An 18,966-nucleotide genomic window follows, 5' to 3' on the forward strand; every position below is an offset into this window, starting at 1 on the left:
CACCCGGTGCCGTCCGGCCGCGTGGTTCAGTGCGAGCCGAGCGTGCCGCTGAGGTACTGATCGCGGCAGGCCAGCCGGGCCAGCTTGCCGCTGGTGGTGCGGGGGATCGCGCCCGCCGGCAGTAGACGTACAGCCGAGACGGTCAGGCCGTGCCGGCGGGCAACCGCCGCCTTGATCGCCTCGATAGCCGGCTGTGGATCGTCGCGACTGGTACCGGCGGCGCGTTCGGCAACGATCACCAGCTCGGCGTCCGCGGTGCCGGATCCCGTCGGCCCGCCGGAGGGCACCGCAAATGCCGTGACGTAGCCGCGTCGCACCATCGGCGACGCCTCGGTGGCCGTGGACTCGATGTGCTGCGGGTAGTGGTTACGACCGTCGATGACCACCAGATCGGCGATCCGCCCAGTGATGTAGAGCTGGCCGTCGAGGAACACACCCAAGTCGCCGGTACGCAGCCACGAGCTGGTGGCGGCCGAATCCCCGGCGCGACTGCCCTCGGCGAGCCGCGAGCACAGGCGGGCGTGGAAGGCGTGCTCGGTTTCGAGCGGACGCCCCCAATATCCGCGCCCCACGTTGGCGCCCTGCAGCCACACCTCACCGACCGCACCATCGGGTAGTTCGGCAGCCGCATCGGGGTCGACGATCACCGCGCGCAGGCTGCGCGCCACCTGGCCACACGAGACCAGGGCAACCGCATCCGGTGCATCCGCCGCCACCCGCACCGCGCGGCCCGCACCCAACTGGTCACGGTCGAGGTAGACCGCCGTTGCCTCCTCGGTCGGCGCGATCGTCGCGATCATCAGGGTCGCCTCCGCGATGCCGTACGACGGCTTGAACGCGGTACCGGGCAAACCGTAGGGCGCGAAGGCCTTGTTGAACGCCGAGATCGCTTCCATGCTGACCGGCTCGGAGCCGATGATCAGCACGACATTGCTCAGATCGATGTCGTCACCCGCCGCGGGAATGCCGCGTTGGGCCGCCCACTCGTAGGCAAAATTGGGCGCCGCAGTGACCACATTGCCCTCGCGCGACGCCGCCGAGAGCGCCTGAATCCAGCGCTGCGGCCGGCGCACGAACGCGGTAGGCGACATCAGCGTGGAATGCCCGCCGTACACCGCGGGAAAGCCGATCATCGACAACCCCATGTCGTGGTACAGCGGTAACCAGCTGACGCCGTGGGTGTTTCGGTTCAACAGGTCGATCGACAAGATCATCTGCGTGAGATTGGTGCCGACCGCCCGGTGCGTGATTTCCACGCCGACCGGTGGGCGGGTCGATCCCGAGGTGTACTGCAGATGCGAGACGCGGTCGATGCCCAACTCCACCGGAGCGAACGACTCCCCCGCCGAATCCGGTATCTGGTCGATCACCACGACGCGTGGCCGGCGCAACTGTGCGGTATTGGCCAAGAAGCCTTCCACCGCGTCCCGCGCCGCCGCCGTCGTCAGCACCACCGACGGCTCCGAGTCGCGCAGCGCCGTCTCTAACCGCTCGGCGTGCCCGGGAAGTTCGGGTGCGAACAGCGGCACCGCGATGGTCCCCGCCTTGACGGCGCCGTAGAAGCCGGCGACGTAGTCGATGCCCTGCGGTGCGAGGATCGCCACCCGATCGCCGTCGTCGGCACACTGCTGCACGCGCGCGGCAATGGCCTGCAGCCGCACCCCGAACTGCGACCAGGTGACTTCATGGACCTGTCCCTCGGAGCGCGCGTAGTCCAGGTATCGGTACGCCACAACGTCGCCCACATTGGCGACGTTGCGCTGGATTAACGAGATCAACGTGGTGCCCGCCGGCAACGAGATATTGCCGTCGGCGTCCAGGCAATCTTCTATTCTGAGCAGGCCTTTTGGAGCCACGGAATCCTGTGCGGAACCGTCTTGCATAGCGGCCAGTCTAGGTGCGTGCCGTTGCTGCCTGGTGGCTCCGCCGTCGCCGCGGTGTGCCGTCCGGTTTGCGCGCCGCCGGTGGCAATCGCGGTTGTCTTTGTGTACTCGTTCATCCCCGGACATTTTTCAGCAACCCGTTTACGGTTACCTGAGCGATCCCATTGTTCCGCGCGTAACCAGCACGCGCAGCTTGCGGTAAGGCGGCTATGACGACGATCACCAAGAACGACGAACGTGTCGCGCATCGCGGCATCATGCAACGCCTCACCATGCTCTGCGTCCGCTACGTGGAACGTTTGATGCCAGACCCCTATCTGTTCGCAATCATCCTGACCCTGCTGGTGGTTGCACTCGTCGCGATATTCGTCCGCGGCGCGTCGCCCACCGGGGCGCTCAAGGCGTGGTACGGCGGGGTGTGGGGATCGCAAAACATCTTCACCTTCGCGTTCCAGATGGTGCTCATCCTGGTCACCGGTTACACGTTGGCCGAGGCGCCGCCGGTGAAACGGGCCATCGTGCGCCTTGCCAGTAAGCCGAAGAACCAGGTGCAGGGCGCGCTGCTGTGCTTCGGGGTCAGCAGTGTGCTGTCGTTGCTGAACTGGGGGCTCGGTCTGGTGGCCGGCGCCCTGGTCGCGCGCCAAGTCGCAAAGCGGCTCAAGGGTGTGCATTTCGGTTACCTGATCGCCACCGGATTCATGGGCTACCTGATTTGGACCCAAGGTGTTTCGTCGTCGATCGCCCTGGCCAACACCGATACGACCAGCCCTATCAACGTGATTCACAAAATGACCGGAATGCTCGTCCCACTGCGGCTGACGATCTTCCAGCCGTACAGCTGGGGCGCCGTCATCGCCGTGGTCGCGCTGGTCGCCATCGCGATCTGGCGGATGGCACCGGATGAAAGTCTCGAGCCCGATGCCGCGGTGTTCGAGGAGGAACCCACCCCCGAGACCCCGAAAGGTCGCTCCCGGACGTTCGCCGAGCGGCTGGAGAATCTGCGGATCCTCAATGTGCTTGTCTTCGCTGCCGGCATAACGTATTTCGTGCTGAGCGGCTTTGCGCTGAACATCGCGTCGATGATCATGTTGTTCACGGTCACTAGCGCGCTGCTGCACGGTACGCCGATCCGCTTCATTCGGGCCTTCTCCGGCGCGGCGAAGGTGTCCGGGCCGCTACTGCTGCAGTATCCCCTGTACGGCGGGATTGCCGGTCTGCTCGGATATCTGCCGCCCGGGTCGGGACGAGCACTGCAGACGGTGCTCGCCGAGGCACTGGTGCGGGGCGCCGACCAATACACGCTGCCATTCTTGACGTTCATCGGCTCGGTCATCATCTCGCTGTTCGTGCCGTCCGGCGGCGGACACTGGGCGGTGCAGGGGCCGATCGCGGTGGGCTCGGCGTTGGCCATCGGCCAACACGGACCGGCATACCTCGGGCTGATCTCGATGTCGGTTGCGGTGGGCGAGGGCGTCGCAAACATGATTCAGCCGTTCTGGTTGCTACCGGTGCTGGCGATCGCGAAGCTAAATGTGCGCCAGGTGATGGGTTTTACGGTGGTGGCGTTCCTGATCGGTTTCGTGGTGTTCGGCGGCGCGGTCCTCATCGCCCCACATATGTTGTGAGGCAGTTATACCTGCGATCGGCGGGGCCGCCGCGGCGCCGTCCTGAAAGCCTTGTCGCCGAACAAGATTCGAATTGCTACTGCCAGAGTTTGGCGATCGAGTCCGCCAGGGCTTCCGGGGCCTGGTCGTCGCTGTTACAGGTGACGGCGATCGACTTGAGCCGATCCTTACTGACGCGGAACGCGGTGAGAAAACCGCCCGAGGCGCCGTCGTGGGCCAGCGTGCCGTCGGCCTTGAGGTAGATTCCGGCGCCATAGTGCACGGGCACCCCCGGTCCGATTTCGACCGCTCCGGCCAGTTGCGCTTCCAGCACCTTGGGCCCGCCCACCCGGCCGGTCCGGTAATTGTCCGCCCATTGCACGAGCTGGCTGGGCGTGGCCTGAACCGCGCCGTCCCCGACTTGTTCCCACGCCATCGTGACCGCACGGTAGGCGTCGTTGCCCCCGGTATAGGAGACGGCCTTGTGGGGCAGCCGCCCGACTGGGTCCATCACCATCCCGAGGCCGAGCGGGCCGAAGATCTCGCCGTTGAGGTACTGCGCGAGCGGCTCCCCCGATACCCGGTGGACGATCTCGCCGAGCAATAAATAGTTCGAATCCGAATAGCCGAATTGGCTACCGGGCGGAAAGGTCAGCTGCGGCACCGCCGCGAGCGCCTGCAGGGCTTGCTCCTCGGTGGTGCGATCACTGGGCTGAAACCCTTGCTTCGCCAATAGCCCCTCATATTCGGGGACGCCGCTGGTTTGATGGATCAGCTGGCTGATCGTGACCGTGGCAGCCCACTTGGGCAGCTCGGGCAGGTGGTTGGCCAGCGGATCCTCGAGCGCCAACTCGCCTGCCGTGGCGAGCAACAAGATCGCGGTGGCGGTGAATTGTTTGGACACCGACCCGATGTCGAACACCGTGTCGGCGGTGATCTTGTCGCCGGTGGCCGTGTTGGCAACGCCGCGCGCCCCGGTCCAGGCGACGGTGCCCTCGGAACCCACCGCCGCTGAGCAACCGGGCGCCGCGGCGTTGACCGCATCGTCGAGCACGCGCTGACTCTCGGCCTTTGCGGCAGTATTGCCAGTCGTCGTGACGGCCGTCGTGCCCGTCGGGTTCGTCTTCGGCGCCGGCGTACCGACTGGTTTGGCGCAGCTACCCACCAACAACGCGATCGCGCACATTGCCAAGAGCGCTCGCCGGCGCCCGGGGAGTTGTCGCACCGCTGGCATGCCCTCTCGAGATCGGCAGACAAGGCTGAAAACGCTTGTCTGGCAAAGTGTTTGATAGAGACCAGGAAATTGCGGGCGGGGTGAGTCCCGGGACCGTCCGAACTTCCAGGCTGAGTATGCACGTGCCGGGGCCGCGGCGTGCCGGATTCACCGGCGCGGCGCCGACTCTACACCGGTGGACCCTGGGGCGTGGCGTTCGCGGTAGGGTACCCGGCTATGTCGGGCCGCAAGTTCTCGTTCGAGGTCAACCGGACCAGCAACGCGCCGGCGGCAACGGTGTTCCGGCTGCTAGCCGACGGCGCGAGCTGGTCGAGCTGGGCCAAGCCGATGGTGGTGCATTCGAGTTGGGCCCGCGAGGGCGATCCCGCACCGGGGGGTGTGGGGGCGATTCGGCAGATCGGCGTGCGCCCCGTGCTGGCCCAAGAGGAGATCGTCGAGCAGGAACAGGATCGCCGGCAGGTCTACAAGGTAGTGGCGCCGCCGTCTCCGGCGAAGGACTACTTCGGCGAGGTCGTCTTGACGCCGAATGCCCGGGGCGGCACCGACATTCGTTGGTCGGGTTCGTTCGTCGAAGGCGTGCGCGGGGTGGGGCCGGTGATGCGCGCGGCGCTGGGTGGGGCGGTCAGATTCCTTGCCGATCGACTGGTGAAAGCGGCCGATCGCGAAGCGGCTGGTGCCCGCTAGGGACTGTTCGCCTGTTGCTCCGCCTGCTGGGCCTCCTGCATGCCCTGCTCGAACTGCTGCTCGGCCTCTTCATTCTGCTGTTCGGCCTGCTGCTCGGACTGGAGCTGTTGTTGCAGTTGCTGCTGGTCGTCGGTGTCGTCCGCGACGAAGCGCACCTGCCCGTACCCGGTGACGGCGGTGGCCGGCGAGGGGGTGTCCAGCAACCCCAGCATCGCAAGCAGGCCCAGCGCCGCGGCTCCGCCCAAGAGTCGGCAACGCCGTGTGCGAGGGGGTGTGCAAGGAAGTGTGGTGGTCATACCTGACGGTCGCGCCTGTGGTTAGCTCTGGGCTGGGCAGCAGTTAGCCCTGGGTTATGAAAACGAGCAGTGTCAGTTGATGCGACGTTTGTCGCGCTGGGTATCAACTATTAAGCTTGGCTAAGTGATTGATGTCGTCATCGTGGGCGGCGGCCCCAACGGGCTGATGCTGGCCGGCGAGCTGGGCTTGAACGGGATCAGGCCGGTGGTCCTGGAGTCCCTGGCCGGGCCCAACCCCATGCGTCGGGCCAACGGTGTGATCGGTCAAGGGGTTCGGATCCTGGACCACCGGGGCCTGTACAACTCGCTCACCGAGACGACGGAGCCGCCTCGGCTCAACCCGCGCCCGATGTTCGCGGCATTTCCGTTAGACCTTGCGCTGGTGCCGGATTCGCAGGTGTTCCTGATGCCCGTGCAGCAACCTAAGCTCGTTCGCGCGCTTGCCGATCGCGCCGTTGAGTACGGCGCTGACATCCGCTACGGCCACCTGCTCACCGGTTTCGACCAGGACGCCGACGGGGTGACCGTCGACATCGACGCGCCCGACGGCGCCTACCAACTGCGTGCCAAGTACCTGATCGGCGCCGACGGCGGGACGAGCACGACGCGCAAGCTGGCGGGGATCGATTTCCCGGGCATGTCGTCCTACGACATCGTGGCCCGCATGGGATTCGACGTGCTGCCGCCCGCCGAGTGGATCAGCCCGGTCGACGGCGGACTGGAAATCCCCGGGTTTGGCCGCGTGCCGCCGCTGCAGTTCCATCGCGCCGACGAAGGGGTCTTTGCGTTCGGTGCGCTGGGGGGCCGGGCGGCGATGTTCGTCTTCGAGCTGGACCGATCGGCTCGCGAGGAGCGGCTCGACGAGGAGGGCGACCGCCCGCCGATGACGCTGGCCGAACTGGAGGCCAGCGTCAAGCGGGTGCTCGGCGTCGACCTGCCGCTGCGCCCCGCCTCGCCCGACGAGCCGCTGGATCTGCGCCGATTCTGTGGGATCAACTCACGGATTGCGTCGCGATATCAGGTGGGACGGGTGCTCCTGGTGGGCGACGCCGCCCACGTGCATTCCCCGATGGGCGGACCGGGGCTCAACCTCGGTCTGCAAGACGCGGTGAACCTGGGTTGGAAGCTCGCGGCGGTGCTGCACGAACGGGTCGATCCAGCGCTGCTGTCCACCTACGAGGCGGAGCGCCGCCCCGCGGCGGAGCGGGTCATCATGCACAGCCGGGCACAACTGGCACTCGTGCGGCCCGGCCCCGAGGTCACTGCGCTACGACAGTTGTTTTCCGAGCTGCTCACCGATTCCACCGTCGCTCGCCGGCTCGGCGAGCTGATCTCCGGCGCTGAAAACCGGTATGGCGCAGAGCCCGGCGGCCATCCTCTTACCGGGCAGTGGGTGCCCGACTTCAGCGTGACCAGCGACGGCGGCACCAGCCGCGTCGCCGAACTGGCTCGCAGCGGGCAGCCCCTGCTGCTCGATCTCACGGACTCGGGCGTCGTGGCGGCCGCGGTTGCCGTCGACGCCGATGGTCTCACGGTTGCCGCCGGCCGTCCGGTGGGTGACGTGGCAGCCACCGCACTGCTGGTCCGTCCCGATGGCTACGTGGCGTGGGCGACATCGAAGCCCGAACCGGGCGAGGCGGAGCTGGCCGAGCTGCGCGGCGTCCGGATGCAGTGGTTTGGGCGGTAGCGACTACTTGGCGTTGAGCTCGTCCTGGTACTTCTTCGTCATGTGTTCGACGGCCTGATTCTGTGACGCGGCAAATCCTTCGCGTGCCTCACTCGCCCGCGCGGCCGCATCGAGCGTCGGCTGGGCTTGCCCCTGGAAATGCGGCATGACCTCGGCGGCAAACAATTCGGCGGAGCGTTTGGTCGCCGCCGGATTGGCCCACTCGTGGCCCATCTGCAGCATGCAGCCGAACCCGCCGGATTGGTCCCACATCCGTTGCACCTGGTCCCGGGCCCGTTCCGGTGTGCCGATCACGCCCGTGCCGGTTTCGTTGATGACGTCGATCATTTCGTCGATCTGGTCGCCCGGCATGGTCATCTGCGGGAACGCCGCCACTTTCTGGAAGTACCGGAACCACGGCTCGAGACCGAACTTCACGTCCTCGCGGGCCTGCTTGTCGGTTTCGGCGAGATGGAACGGACCGACCAGGCTCCAGTTCTTCCGGTCGACCGTGGTGCCGAATGTCGCCGCGCGCTCTTCGACGATGTCCCAGTGGTATTGCAGCGCGTTGAACCCCTCGATGGTCAGCGTCGCCCCGATTGACAACAGGCCGATGCCGTGTTTGCCGGCCAGCCGGGCGCCCGTTGGTGAGGCCACCGCGGCGACCGCCAGCGGGATGCCGTCTTCGGAGTACGGCGCGAGTTGAAGCTTCGCATCGTGCAGCTCGTGCGTGGCGGTTTTCGCGCTTACCGTCTCCCCCGCCAACAACCGGACCACGATGTCGAGGTTGGTTTCCAGCAACTCGCGGGTGTCGGTCGGGGTCAACCCGATCATCGATGAATCGCTGGGCAGCGACCCCGGGCCCATACCGCCGATAACCCGGCCGTGGGTGAGGTGATCCAGCAGCATCAACCGGTCGGCGACCCACAGCGGGTTGTGATAGGCGAGCGAGATGACGCCGGTGCCCAGCTTGATCCACTTGGTCCGCTCCGCGGCAGCGGCAATGAAAACCTCGGGCGAACTGATGATTTCGCTGCCGGCCGAGTGATGTTCCCCGATCCACGCTTCGTCGAAGCCCAGGGCGTCGAGATGTTGCACGAACTCGAGGTCTCGCTGCAGGGCCAGCGTCGGGTTGGTTCCCGCGCGGTGGAAGGGGGCGATGAAGTATCCGAATCGAAGCTTGCCCATGGGAAACCCCTTGCAGTCGAGTTGCGGAAAAACCATAACTCAACCGCTGGCGCCTCAGCCCGGATCAGTGGCCCGAAATCGCAGATTGTCGGTCCCGCGGCGATCATCCCCGTCGCCGCGGGATCCGATGCGGGGCGTCAGCCGCCACCGCAAACGTTGCCGATGCACCCGCCGCCACCGCCGGGTCCGCCGCCCCCACCACCGACGCCGGGAATGCTTCCACTGCCGCCGCCGGGCCCGCCACCGCCGGTCGGGCCGCCGGGAACGGTGCCGCCTCCGCCGCCGGGGCCACCGCCGCCGGTCGGGCCGCCGGGAATGGTGCCGCCTCCGCCGCCGGGGCCGCCACTACCGGTTGGGCCGCCGGTCTCGGGCGCCGTCGACGGCACGACGCTGGTCGAGCTGGACGGCGTAGTAGTCGTCGTGCTGGTGCTGCTGGGTCCCTTGTTGTCGCCGCCGCCGCACCCCACCGCCAGTACGAGCATGGCCGCCCCGCCGAACATCGCAACCGCGGTCCGAGCTTCCGATCTCATCAGACTCCCCACTCTCAGCGACTTCCTGCAAACTTCTTCGGTCGTACCCGGTTGGCTGTCACACAAACCGCGCGGGTTGCCATCGCCGCGAATCGTCGCCGTTGCCCGGATCGGCCGATGGCCCACCGAGTGGTGGGCCATCGTTGCATGGTGGTCGGCTGGTCAGCAGTCGAGCCCAATGATGCAGGCGGTGAAGACGGCGTGGTGCACATCGCTGGTCACCGGGGAATTGGACGGGGCAGGTGCAACACTGGCCGCGGTGGCGGGCGCGGCAGCGGCAGTGGCCGAGCCCCCGCCCAGGCCGCCGAACCCGACGGCCAAGGCGAGCGCGGCGGCCCCGCCGAAGGTGGTGAGCGTCATCTTTGTCTGCGACTTCATCGGAGTGTCCTCTCGATCGCTGTTCAACATCTGTCAGTATGGCTATAGCTAAACCATACACCTATGCAACAATCGATGAGGCATAAGTTATGACAAGGAACTACTGTGTGACGATTTTCATGCAGTCCAGGCCCCTTCGCACACCGATTCGGTCGGACGGCGTGAAAACAAGGCGCCGGATGATCTGCCCGCATCGCTGGGCAGCAAACGGAGACAGGTTGGGCTAGCGGACCGACCCGGAGGGCGGTTACGTCTCCTTGGTGATCAGTTTCCGCAGCTCCACCCGGTCGGGTGTCAGCAACTCGGCGATGCGCGGCTTGTTCACCTCGGCGACAATGATTTCGCCGACCTCCTGGTAGACCTCGCTGAAGATCCCGTGGGACTTCATTTTTTCGGTCTGGTACAGGTTGTCCTCGGTCGGCGTCACGTAATACACGGCGTCCGCCTTGAAGCGGTGCACCAGCCACAGGTGGATCACCGTCATCAGCCGCTTCTGGCGCAGCTTCTCGGCGAAAGTGTTCTGGTCACGCACCTGCAGGATGCTGCGGCCGTGCCGGTCCTTGATCGGGTCGACCACGACATTGGCCAGCTGCTCGTCGCCGGCGCCGTAAATACCCAATTCGAGTACGTCGGACCCGGCGCGCCGGGGGCGCAGCGTCACACGCAGTTTCTCGCCTAACTGGTAGTGCTCACTCCACAGCGCCAGCCATTCCTCGAGCAGCTTCTTGGGCACCTCGGTCTGCGCCAGGTGCTGGTGCTGCGTCGAGCCTTTGCCCATGGCCTTGGTCGTGGCGGTGCGTCCCGAGGACGCGGCCAGCGCGGCATCGCTGCGGGGCCCGCCGACCAGGGTTTGCGGCGTCCGGTAGGGCGACTCGACGAGGCGCATCTTGCGCTGCAAGCGGGCCAGCGCCAGCATGCCGTCCTGGCGCAGGTTGGTGGCGAACTCCTCGGCGGCCACGCCGTCGATCTGGTGTCCGCCGTAGGTGATGAAGTTGAAGACGAAGCCCATCTTGCCGAGCTCTTCGGGGAAACGCTTCATCTCCTCGTCGCTCATGCCGGTGGTGTCCCAGTTGAACGACGGCGACAGGTTGTACGCCAGCATCTGGTCGGGGTATTCGGCGTGAATGGCATCGGCGAACTGTTTGGCGTCGGCCAGGTCGGCCGTCTTCGTTTCCATCCAGAGGATGTCCGCGAACGGCGCGGCGGCCAGTGACTTGGCAATGGCATACGGGATGCCGCCGCGGATCTGGTAGTACCCTTCGGGGGTCTTGGCCAGCTCGCAGTCCCACGGCGAGTCGACGCCCAATTCCCGCGCCTTTTCCCGCGCCGCGTACAGCGATGCACGCGAGGCGAATTGGCGCCATTCCGCGGGGCTCATGCTCGGTGGCTCGTCGTCCTTCTCGCTGAATTCGAGTACCTCGGCAATGGCTTCGCCGTAGGTCATCAGGCCGGCGTCGTCCTCCCAGGCGGCGACGAACCGCGACTCGACTTGGTCGAAGAGATCGTCGATCGCGTGCTGCCCATTCTCCCGCCACTGCGTGACCGCGTCGGAGATCAGCGACAGGATGCCCTGGCGCTCCAGCCACGCGTTCGCGATGCCGTACTCACCCTCGGCGAGGGCGTAGAGACGATGGCCGTTGAGTTCCGTGACACCCAACTCGTAGAAGCGACGCACCATCGCCAGGAAGCATGCCTTGTAAGACGGGATGCTGAGGTTGGTCACCCCGAGCAGGAACGGTTGGTCGCGTTCGTCGGCGCGGCTGTCGATCAGGTTGGCCGCTTCGGCGTCGGTGCGGGCCACGATGATGCCCGGCACGCCCATCACGTCGAGCTGGAAGCGTGCCGCGTTGAGGCGCTTGATCTGCTCGTCGGACGGCACCAGAACCTTGCCGCCTTGATGCCCGCACTTCTTCGTGCCGGGGCGCTGGTCCTCGATGTGGTAGCCGGGCACGCCGACCTCGACGAAACGCCGAATCAGGTTGCGCACGTGCGGGTCACCGCCGTGACCGGTGTCGGCGTCGGCGATGATGAACGGCCGAAAGTCGTACTCCTTGGTGGTGGCGCGCTGCTGTTCCGTCATGTGCAGGCGCTGATAGTGCTGATTGCGGTCGGCCGTGAGCAGGGCGCGCACCAGGACCGCGGCGTCGTCGGGCACCTGGCTCAGTGGGTAGGACGCCAGATCGGGGCCGGGGTCTTCGGTGGTCGATCCCTTGGCCGAGGTCGCCCAGCCGCCCAGGTAGATGCCCTCGATGCCCATGCGCTTCATGCTCACCGCCTGTCCCGGTGAGTACGGACCGAACGTCGTGATGCTCTTCTTCGCCGCGAAAAGCTCACGCAGCCGGGGGTAGAACGCCGTCGCCGCTTCCCGGGCCACGGTGTAGTCGGTCGGTATCGTGCCGCGTTGCTCTACTACTTGGCGGGCCGTATAGAGGCGAATCTTCCCGGCAAAGCGTGGATCGTCGAAGTATCGCTGCGTGGCGGCTACTTGTGTCTCGAAGTCGTCCAACGCTGCGGGGACCTCGGTGTCCGCGTCGATGATGGCCATGGCTTTACGCTCCCTTTCCAGCACGAATCCGCTGCATGTGAGTCTATCCCCGGACCTGTGATTTCAATCATGGGTAATTTTCGCCGACTGCCGAGCCGGGCGGATAACCCTGTGGATCACTAAATTGATTGCGGCACAACGGTTTTCGTCTGGAAAGTCGCCGTAATGCGCTGGCGGGCCTTCGGCGAGGCGCCCGTGGCAGCAAACTGAATAGACGCTTTGATGAAAGTACTCCGCCTTCGTCAGCAAACTACGAGTAAGGTCGCTGTGGTGCAGACGGAACTCCGGTACGAGCGTTGGTATGTGTTGTTGTCCACTCCGCTGGGACTCGGGCCCAGCACCAGTGAGGTCCGCATCCTGGACGGGACCCTCCACGTGAAGATGGGCTGGGCGTTCGACGCTCATATCCCGATCGCGTCAATCACCCGCGCCGAAGCGTCGAACGAGCGCACATTCACCGCGGGCGTGCATTACTCCAATGGTCGCTGGGTGGTCAACGGGTCGGGTAAAGGACTGGTGGCCTTGACGATCGAGCCACCGGTGCAGGCGAAAGTGCCGTTGAGGTCGGTGCCGGTGCGCTCGCTGGTGCTCAGTGTGACCGAGCCGGACGCGCTGATCGCCGCGTGCACGGCCGGGATTGCCTAGCCCGAATGTTGTTGTAACCAAGCCCGCTGTCGGCGGATGAACTCCGCGTCGACGATCCTCCCGTGGCCCGGGACGTAGATCGCTTCTCGCCCACCGATCGCCCGTAGCCGATCCAGCGTTGCCGGCCAAGCCGCCACATCGGAGTCGGCGTCGATCGCCGGGTGGGCCGATTCTTCGACCAGGTCGCCGGTGAACATCACCACGTGCTGATCGTGATCGTCTGATCCCGGCACCACCACGATCAAGTCCGACGTGGTGTGTCCGCGACCCGGGTGGGTGATCCGCACATCGCGGTCACCGAGGTCGATCACGGCGTCGTAGACAGCGTGCTGCGGTGGGCGCAGCGCGGCGATTGCCCGGTCGATCTCCGCGGCGTTGGCGCCATAGCTCAGTGCGTCGGCGCGAATCTGGTCGTGGCCCGTCCCCAGGTAGTCGAGAACCTCCGGCGCGCAGTAGATCTCGGCATCGGTGAAGAACGAGGAACCCAGGACATGATCGAAATGCTTGTGCGTCAAGACAATATGGGTGACCGGCGATCCGGTGAGCTGTCGGACGTCCTCGTCGATACTGGCCGCCTCGGTCAGCGTGGTGCCCGTATCGATGAGTAGTGCTGCGGCATGTCCGCGCACCAGGCCGACCGTGACGTCGCAGAACGGAAGCCGGCAGCGATACACGCTCGGGGTCAATCGTTCCCAGCTGAATCGCACACAGAGGAACTTAGCGTGCGCCGGGCGACGGGGTGGTGGTTGACGGGTCGGGAATTTCCGACATACAGTGCCCGGCGTGGGGACCTCGGATCGCGTTTGTCTCGCTCTGGCGAATCCGGTCCGACGCGAACCGTTGAAGATTCTGACACTGCAGCAACTGTCCGCGGGCGAACTCAGCGACAGTTCGAACTCAGTCGCCCCGTGGTTCGCCGAGGATTTCGAGGTGCTACGCGACGCCGGGCCACCGGCACCCGGGCGCCCTCGGAGCACAGTGGGTTTGACCTGAGCGACACGAGGATGGTGCAGGCCTTCGACCGGATGGGTCGCGGGTGGCGCAAAGTCATCCTCCCCCGCCTCGGCGCGTCGGCCACACAGGCGTAACGAAGGGATCGCGATGCGCGCAGTCGTCATCACCAGGCACGGGGATCCCTCCGTGTTGCAGGTGCAGCAGCGCCCGGACCCGCCCGCGCCGGGGCCCGGTCAGCTGCAAGTCGCGGTCCGAGCTGCCGGGGTGAACTTCGCCGACCACCTCGCCCGCGTCGGGCTGTATCCCGACGCGCCGAAACTTCCGGCGGTGGTCGGGTACGAGGTCGCCGGCGTCGTCGCCGCGGTCGGCGAGGGCGTCGACCCCGGCCGCATCGGCGAACGCGTCCTGGCCGGCACACGATTCGGCGGTTATGCCGAAACCGTCAACGTGGCCGCCAACGATTCCGTGGAACTGCCCAAGTCAATGAGCTTCGAACAGGGCGCTGCGGTCCCGGTCAACTACGCGACCGCCTGGGCTGCGCTGCACGGGTACGGTTCGCTGCGCCGTGGTGAGCGGGTGCTGATTCATGCCGCGGCCGGAGGCGTAGGGACCGCGGCCATCCAGTTCGCGAAGGCCGCCGGGGCCGAGGTGCACGGCACCGCCTCGCCGGCCAAACATGACAAGCTCGCCGAATTCGGCGTGGACCGCGCGATCGACTACCGCCGCGACGGCTGGTGGCACGACGTCGGCCGCTACGACCTGATTCTCGACGCTCTGGGCGGAACGTCGCTGCGACGGTCGTATCGATTGCTGCGCCCGGGCGGAAGGCTTGTCGGCTATGGCGTTTCGTCGCTGCAAGAAGGCGAGAAGCGCTCGTTGCGCCGGGCGGCTCCACAGGTGTTGTCGATGCTGCGCGGGTTCAACCTGATGGACCAGCTGTCCGACTCGAAGGCGGTGATCGGCCTGAACATGCTGCGGTTGTGGGACGACCGGGGCACGCTCGAGCCCTGGATCGCTCCGTTGACCCAGGCGCTGCACGACGGCATCGTCGCGCCGATCGTGCATGCGGCCGTCCCGTTCGACGACGCGGCCAGCGCACATCGGATACTGGCGGCGCGGGAGAACATCGGAAAGGTCGTTCTGGTTCCCTGACCTCGTGCGTTTGGGCGGCCGCGGCGCTGGTTATCTCCCCAGGATGGCTGTCTCCGACTCACGCGAACTCGTTATCGAGGCGACTCCCGACGAGATCATGGACGTCCTGTTCGATATCGAAGCACTGCCCGAATGGTCCTCGGCCCACCAGAAGGTCGAAGTCCTCGAGCGTGACGACCAGGGCCACCCGACCAGGTCCCGGCAGGTCGTCAAGATCGTCGGCATCCGCGAGGAACAGGTGCTGGCCTACAAGGTGCATGACGACGGGGTGAGCTGGACATTAGAGAGTGCCAAACAGCAACGTGCGCAAGATGCCCGGTACACACTCGTGCCGGATGGGGATGCCACCAAGTTGCGATTCGAACTGACGGTGGACCTCACCGCGCCCGTTCCCGGATTTCTGATCAAAAAGGGAACCAAGGGGCTGATGGACACCGCCACCCAGGGGCTCCGAGACCGGGTGCTCGAAATTAAGAAGAGCCGCTAAGCGGCTATCTTCTTTCGCGCCGGTTAGCGACACTGGTTCCCATGGGATGGACGGTGGCTCGGCGACTCGGTGCGGCTCTTGCGGGCATGGTGCTGGCCGGCAGCGGCGTCGCGCACGCCGCGCCGGACGCGCCGTTGACGATTAATAGTCCGGCCTTCGCGGACGGGGCGCCGATACCAGCGCTGTACACCTGCAAAGGGATGGACATGTCCCCGCCGTTGGCCTGGTCGGCGCCGTTGGGGGCGGCCCTGGTGGTCGACGACCCCGATGCCCCCGGTGGAACATACATCCACTGGATCGTGATCGGAATTGCGCCGGGTTCGGGCAGCGTTGGCGACGGCGGGACGCCGCGCGGTGGGGTCACGTTGCCGAACTCCAACGGCCAGAGTTTGTACGGCGGGCCCTGCCCGCCGCGCGGTAGCGGCGTGCACCACTACCGGTTCACGCTGTATCAGCTGCCCAACGACTACCAGCTTCCCGGCGGGCTGGGCGGCGTGCAGGCCGCGCAGACGATCGCCGGAGCCGCGACCGCGCAGGCGCAGCTGACCGGGACATTCGGGAGCTGATCGGCTACCGGTCGTGCAGGATCTGGTAGGCCGCGTTGTAGCCGGGAGTAAACGTGATGCCGGGGCCGCCATGGCATCCCGCGCCGCCCAGGTAGAGGCCCTCGATCGGGATCGGCATGTCGAGAAAGCCCCTCGGGCCGGGCCGGTTGGGCCCCATCAGATCCGGGTGCAGCAGACCGTGGCAGAAGTCGCCGGCGGGCGCACCGAACATCGTGTTCATGTGGTAGGGCGCGAAGGTGATATGACGGATCACGATATCTTTGAAGTTCGGCGCGAATTTGGTGATCTTGTCGATAACCCGTTGTGCCATTTCGTTTTTCAGGTGTCCGTGTTGATCGCGGTCGACTTCGACCGGGAAGGCATAGGCGAATGCGCTCGCGGCGTGCTTGCCGGCTGGTGCCATCGCGGGATCGTGGACCGACGGAATCTGCATGCCCATCGACGGGTTGTCCGGAAGTAGGCCCTGCCGGCAGATCTCCCACTGGCGCTGCTGCTCTTCTGGTGAGCCGAAGATTCCGACCGACTGCTGCATGCCCTCTGCATTGAGAAACTCATACGGCGGCGCGAACTCCGGCAGACCGTCCAGTGCGAAATGTAGCTGCACGAATGACGCGCGATGGTCGCGCCCCGAGACGCGCGAGACCAATTCCGCCGGAATGTGTTCGGGTGCAATGAGTTCGGTGAGTGTGACGTCGGGCGAGAGATTGGACACCACGACCGGTGCCGAGATCGTCGAACCGTCCCGCAGTCGTACGCCGCACGCCTGCTGATTCTCGACCAGGATCTCCTCGACCTTGGCGCGAAAGCGGATCTCGCCGCCATGGAAGAGGAAAAGCTCGCGCAGGTGTTCGGTGAGCGCGCCGATGCCACCCTTGAGCTTGGTCATCATCGCGGTGCTGTCTGTGTCTTCTGGGGGCACCGCCAGCGCAAACGCCAGACAGGCGGCGCTGCCCGGGGTGTAAGGGCCGCGGTAGGTGGAATTGACGGCCAAAAACGCCAACATGCCGCGCATCACCGCGTGCCTGTCCCGGTCCGGTAGGTAGCGGTCGATCACGTCCATCGCCGAGCCGAACAGCATCTCGTGAATCGCTCGGCGCTCGGCGTCGTTGGTTGCGCAGGCGTACATTTCGTCGATCGTCTTGGGCCGCTGGCACACGTCGAAGCGGCCGAGTGCCCGCGCGGGCGCCTGGGTCCAGCCGATCAGCTCGGCCATGCCCATGACGGCTTCCACGCCGTGCTTCTCGTTGAGGTGGGCCATCAGTTGCATCGGGTCGCGATAGAAGACCATCGGCTCTTCACCGTTTTCGCCGATGTTGACCGACATCACCTCGGGCTCGATCGCAGGCAGGGTGTCGAGTCCGAGGTCCTTGCTGAGTTGGCTTGCCATCGGGAATTGCACCGAGCCCGCGATCTCGTAGCGGAACCCGTCGATCAGTTCGACCGTCGCCGCCATGCCGCCCGCATAGGTGTTGGCTTCCAGGCACACGGTTCGCAGGCCGGCGCGCTGCAGGATCGCCGCAGCGGTCAAACCGTTATGCCCGGCACCCACCACGATTGCGTCGTATTTCGTCGTGCTCACCTGGCAAGAATATGTCAGTACTGACATAATTGGAAGATGTCAGTCCTGACACCGGCGGTGAGATACGATCGCGCTGCCATGACCGTCCCGATGAATCGCCACGAGCTGCGTCGCCGCTCCACGCACGAGGCGTTGCGGCAAGCCGCGTTGAAGAGCTTCGCGCGCAAGGGCTTTGCGAATGTGACGGTCACCGAGTTGGCCGCCGAGGCCGGTGTCACCGAACGCACCTTCTTCCGGCACTTCCCGACCAAGGAGTCGGTGCTGTTCGGTGACTACGAGTCCCAGTTGGAGTGGCTGGCCGAGGCCCTAGCACAACGTCCGGCCTCCGAGTCGCTCTTCGAAGCGGTGCTGGCCAGTGTCGCGGCCTTCCCACACGACCTCGAAGTGGTCCGCCAGGCGGCCACGGCCCGCGCCGAGCTGATCACTGCCGATCGCATTGCCGGCCACTTGCGGGTGGTGCAGTCCTCCTTCGCCGCGGTGCTCACGGATTTCATCAGAACCCGGAATCCGGACGCGCCCGGCATCGAGCTGGGCGCCGAGGTCGGCGGCTCGGCCCTGGCCGCGGCACTTGTTGTGGCAGTGGAACATTGGGGCCGCAATGGCTGTGCCGACGACCTCGGCGAGCTGGTAGCGACCAGTCTCGATCTGGTCCGCTCGGGCCTGGCGCCGCTGGCCTAATCCGCCGTCGGCGTTCGAGAGGCGAGCCGCAGCAGACCGTGGCGCAACTTGTCGTCGCGCTGCCGGGCATCGAGTTCGACAAGGGCAATCTCGGCGACCGCCGCGACGAGCAGCGCCGCGATCGGTTCCGGCGCAGACCAGCCCAGTGCCTTCAGATCGGGCAGCATCAGTATGGCCGCACTGTGATTGCGGGCCGCGACCAGGTCGGTCAACCCCGCCTCGGTGCGGGATTGCACCAGCAATGCCTTGGTGGCCGGCTCGGCCAAACACCCGTCGAGATAGGCGTTCATCCCGGCCTCGAGCCGGTCGTGTCCGGGCGGCAACTCGCCCATCGCGGCTTCGATCATCTCGACCAGCTGGTCGTGGAACCGGATATGCAATGCCCGCACGTATTCGGCACGGCTGGGCCAGTGCTGGTAGAAACTGCCCTTGGCCATGCCCGCTTCGGCGACGATGGCGTTTACCGAGATCCTGGCCAGATCGGCGGTTCCCAACAGGCGCTGGCCCGCATCAAGGAGCGCATTGCGTCCGGGTTCAGGCGATCGCACGCAATCCCGCCTTCCGCTGGCTGCGTCGCGCCAGCATTTCGCCGTACTGCTCGCAGACGTCGATGACGCCGGTGAGTTGATAGGTGATCCACCCTTTGTGCGTCGACGGCAGGTTTTTCTCGAACAGCCGGTGGCCGAGAATCTGGATGGCCCATCCCCCAATGAACATCGATGCACCGACCTTGGGCTTGGCGAAGATCAGCGGCAGGCCGACCGCGATGACCGGTATGCCGAAGCGGTGGGCGGTCCTGACCCCCTTCGACGTGTGTTGGGTGCGGTAGTAGGCCAGTTTGTCCGCAAACGGCGCTTCGGCAGGCGGGGCTTGACTCATCTCGATTCCCTCCTTGTC

Annotated in this window: 19 protein-coding genes; 8 read left to right on the top strand and 11 right to left on the bottom strand. The window is 65.9% G+C overall.

All coding sequences use genetic code 11. From position 1 onward, the window contains the following. Positions 1-26 precede the first annotated feature (26 nt). Positions 27-1,883 carry a fatty acyl-AMP ligase gene (locus tag G6N33_RS25060; RefSeq protein ID WP_101528285.1) on the bottom strand — a complete coding sequence of 619 codons (1,857 nt, stop codon included), beginning with the start codon at positions 1,881-1,883 and terminating at the stop codon, positions 27-29. Positions 1,884-2,092: 209 nt separating this feature from the next. Here G6N33_RS25060 and G6N33_RS25065 point away from each other — a divergent pair, with 209 nt between their 5' ends. After that, positions 2,093-3,508 carry a TIGR00366 family protein gene (locus tag G6N33_RS25065; protein ID WP_044506043.1) on the top strand — a complete coding sequence of 472 codons (1,416 nt, stop codon included), beginning with the start codon at positions 2,093-2,095 and terminating at the stop codon, positions 3,506-3,508. 76 nt (positions 3,509-3,584) lie between these two features. On the opposite strand, the gene G6N33_RS25070 is transcribed toward G6N33_RS25065, so the two are convergent. After that, entirely contained in the window at positions 3,585-4,721 is a 1,137-nt protein-coding gene (locus G6N33_RS25070; protein ID WP_049918918.1) for a serine hydrolase domain-containing protein, read from the bottom strand. 216 nt (positions 4,722-4,937) lie between these two features. On the opposite strand from G6N33_RS25070, the gene G6N33_RS25075 reads away from it, so the two are divergent. After that, positions 4,938-5,405, top strand: a complete 468-nt coding sequence (locus G6N33_RS25075) for an SRPBCC family protein (protein ID WP_044506042.1) — start codon at positions 4,938-4,940, stop codon at positions 5,403-5,405. Here G6N33_RS25075 and G6N33_RS25080 read toward each other — a convergent pair. Next, on the bottom strand, positions 5,402-5,650 hold the full coding sequence (locus G6N33_RS25080; protein ID WP_044506041.1) for a hypothetical protein: 249 nt from the start codon (positions 5,648-5,650) through the stop codon (positions 5,402-5,404). The genes G6N33_RS25075 and G6N33_RS25080 overlap by 4 nt on opposite strands. A 175-nt stretch (positions 5,651-5,825) precedes the next feature. Here G6N33_RS25080 and G6N33_RS25085 point away from each other — a divergent pair, with 175 nt between their 5' ends. Continuing rightward, the gene (locus G6N33_RS25085) at positions 5,826-7,388 is read left to right on the top strand and encodes an FAD-dependent monooxygenase (RefSeq protein ID WP_044506040.1); all 1,563 of its coding nucleotides are present in this window, start codon (positions 5,826-5,828) and stop codon (positions 7,386-7,388) included. 3 nt (positions 7,389-7,391) lie between these two features. On the opposite strand, the gene G6N33_RS25090 is transcribed toward G6N33_RS25085, so the two are convergent. The 4 genes from G6N33_RS25090 to aceA form a co-directional block, all read right to left on the bottom strand. After that, complete coding sequence (locus tag G6N33_RS25090) at positions 7,392-8,555, bottom strand: LLM class flavin-dependent oxidoreductase (RefSeq protein WP_044511800.1); 1,164 nt, start codon at positions 8,553-8,555, stop codon at positions 7,392-7,394. 137 nt (positions 8,556-8,692) lie between these two features. Further along, complete coding sequence (locus G6N33_RS25095; RefSeq protein ID WP_163771701.1) at positions 8,693-9,085, bottom strand: hypothetical protein; 393 nt, start codon at positions 9,083-9,085, stop codon at positions 8,693-8,695. A 162-nt stretch (positions 9,086-9,247) separates the two neighbouring features. Continuing rightward, a complete protein-coding gene (locus G6N33_RS25100) occupies positions 9,248-9,463 on the bottom strand; it encodes a hypothetical protein (RefSeq protein ID WP_155945859.1) in 216 nt (71 codons plus the stop codon). A 247-nt stretch (positions 9,464-9,710) separates the two neighbouring features. Further along, complete coding sequence (gene aceA / locus G6N33_RS25105) at positions 9,711-12,008, bottom strand: isocitrate lyase ICL2 (protein ID WP_044506036.1); 2,298 nt, start codon at positions 12,006-12,008, stop codon at positions 9,711-9,713. 222 nt (positions 12,009-12,230) lie between these two features. Between aceA and G6N33_RS25110 the strand changes: the two genes are divergently transcribed. Then, the gene (locus G6N33_RS25110) at positions 12,231-12,653 is read left to right on the top strand and encodes a hypothetical protein (RefSeq protein ID WP_231382393.1); all 423 of its coding nucleotides are present in this window, start codon (positions 12,231-12,233) and stop codon (positions 12,651-12,653) included. Here G6N33_RS25110 and G6N33_RS25115 read toward each other — a convergent pair. Continuing rightward, positions 12,650-13,360 (bottom strand): MBL fold metallo-hydrolase, encoded by a 711-nt coding sequence (locus G6N33_RS25115; protein WP_044506034.1) that lies wholly within the window; start codon positions 13,358-13,360, stop codon positions 12,650-12,652. The two genes, G6N33_RS25110 and G6N33_RS25115, sit on opposite strands and share 4 nt — an antisense overlap. A 394-nt stretch (positions 13,361-13,754) precedes the next feature. On the opposite strand from G6N33_RS25115, the gene G6N33_RS25125 reads away from it, so the two are divergent. Genes G6N33_RS25125 through G6N33_RS25135 form a run of 3 tightly spaced genes read left to right on the top strand, consistent with a single transcriptional unit; the run spans position 13,755 to position 15,812 of the window. After that, entirely contained in the window at positions 13,755-14,759 is a 1,005-nt protein-coding gene (locus G6N33_RS25125; protein ID WP_044506033.1) for a synaptic vesicle VAT-1 family membrane protein, read from the top strand. Between the two features lie 43 nt (positions 14,760-14,802). Continuing rightward, a complete protein-coding gene (locus tag G6N33_RS25130) occupies positions 14,803-15,246 on the top strand; it encodes an SRPBCC family protein (RefSeq protein WP_044506031.1) in 444 nt (147 codons plus the stop codon). A 41-nt stretch (positions 15,247-15,287) separates the two neighbouring features. Beyond that, a complete protein-coding gene (locus tag G6N33_RS25135) occupies positions 15,288-15,812 on the top strand; it encodes a YbhB/YbcL family Raf kinase inhibitor-like protein (RefSeq protein WP_081661949.1) in 525 nt (174 codons plus the stop codon). A 4-nt stretch (positions 15,813-15,816) separates the two neighbouring features. On the opposite strand, the gene G6N33_RS25140 is transcribed toward G6N33_RS25135, so the two are convergent. Then, positions 15,817-17,391 (bottom strand): phytoene desaturase family protein, encoded by a 1,575-nt coding sequence (locus tag G6N33_RS25140; protein ID WP_044506028.1) that lies wholly within the window; start codon positions 17,389-17,391, stop codon positions 15,817-15,819. A 78-nt stretch (positions 17,392-17,469) separates the two neighbouring features. Between G6N33_RS25140 and G6N33_RS25145 the strand changes: the two genes are divergently transcribed. Further along, positions 17,470-18,069: a TetR/AcrR family transcriptional regulator gene (locus G6N33_RS25145; protein ID WP_044506027.1), complete on the top strand. Its 600-nt coding sequence runs from the start codon at positions 17,470-17,472 to the stop codon at positions 18,067-18,069. On the opposite strand, the gene G6N33_RS25150 is transcribed toward G6N33_RS25145, so the two are convergent. Together G6N33_RS25150 and G6N33_RS25155 are read right to left on the bottom strand one after the other, a co-directional pair. Further along, positions 18,066-18,617 carry a TetR/AcrR family transcriptional regulator gene (locus tag G6N33_RS25150; protein ID WP_044506026.1) on the bottom strand — a complete coding sequence of 184 codons (552 nt, stop codon included), beginning with the start codon at positions 18,615-18,617 and terminating at the stop codon, positions 18,066-18,068. The genes G6N33_RS25145 and G6N33_RS25150 overlap by 4 nt on opposite strands. After that, a complete protein-coding gene (locus tag G6N33_RS25155) occupies positions 18,604-18,948 on the bottom strand; it encodes a DUF962 domain-containing protein (protein ID WP_044506024.1) in 345 nt (114 codons plus the stop codon). The genes G6N33_RS25150 and G6N33_RS25155 overlap by 14 nt, the downstream gene beginning before the upstream one ends. Between the last annotated feature and the right edge of the window lie 18 nt (positions 18,949-18,966).

This window comes from Mycobacterium simiae (genome assembly GCF_010727605.1).
GTDB lineage: Bacteria > Actinomycetota > Actinomycetes > Mycobacteriales > Mycobacteriaceae > Mycobacterium > Mycobacterium simiae.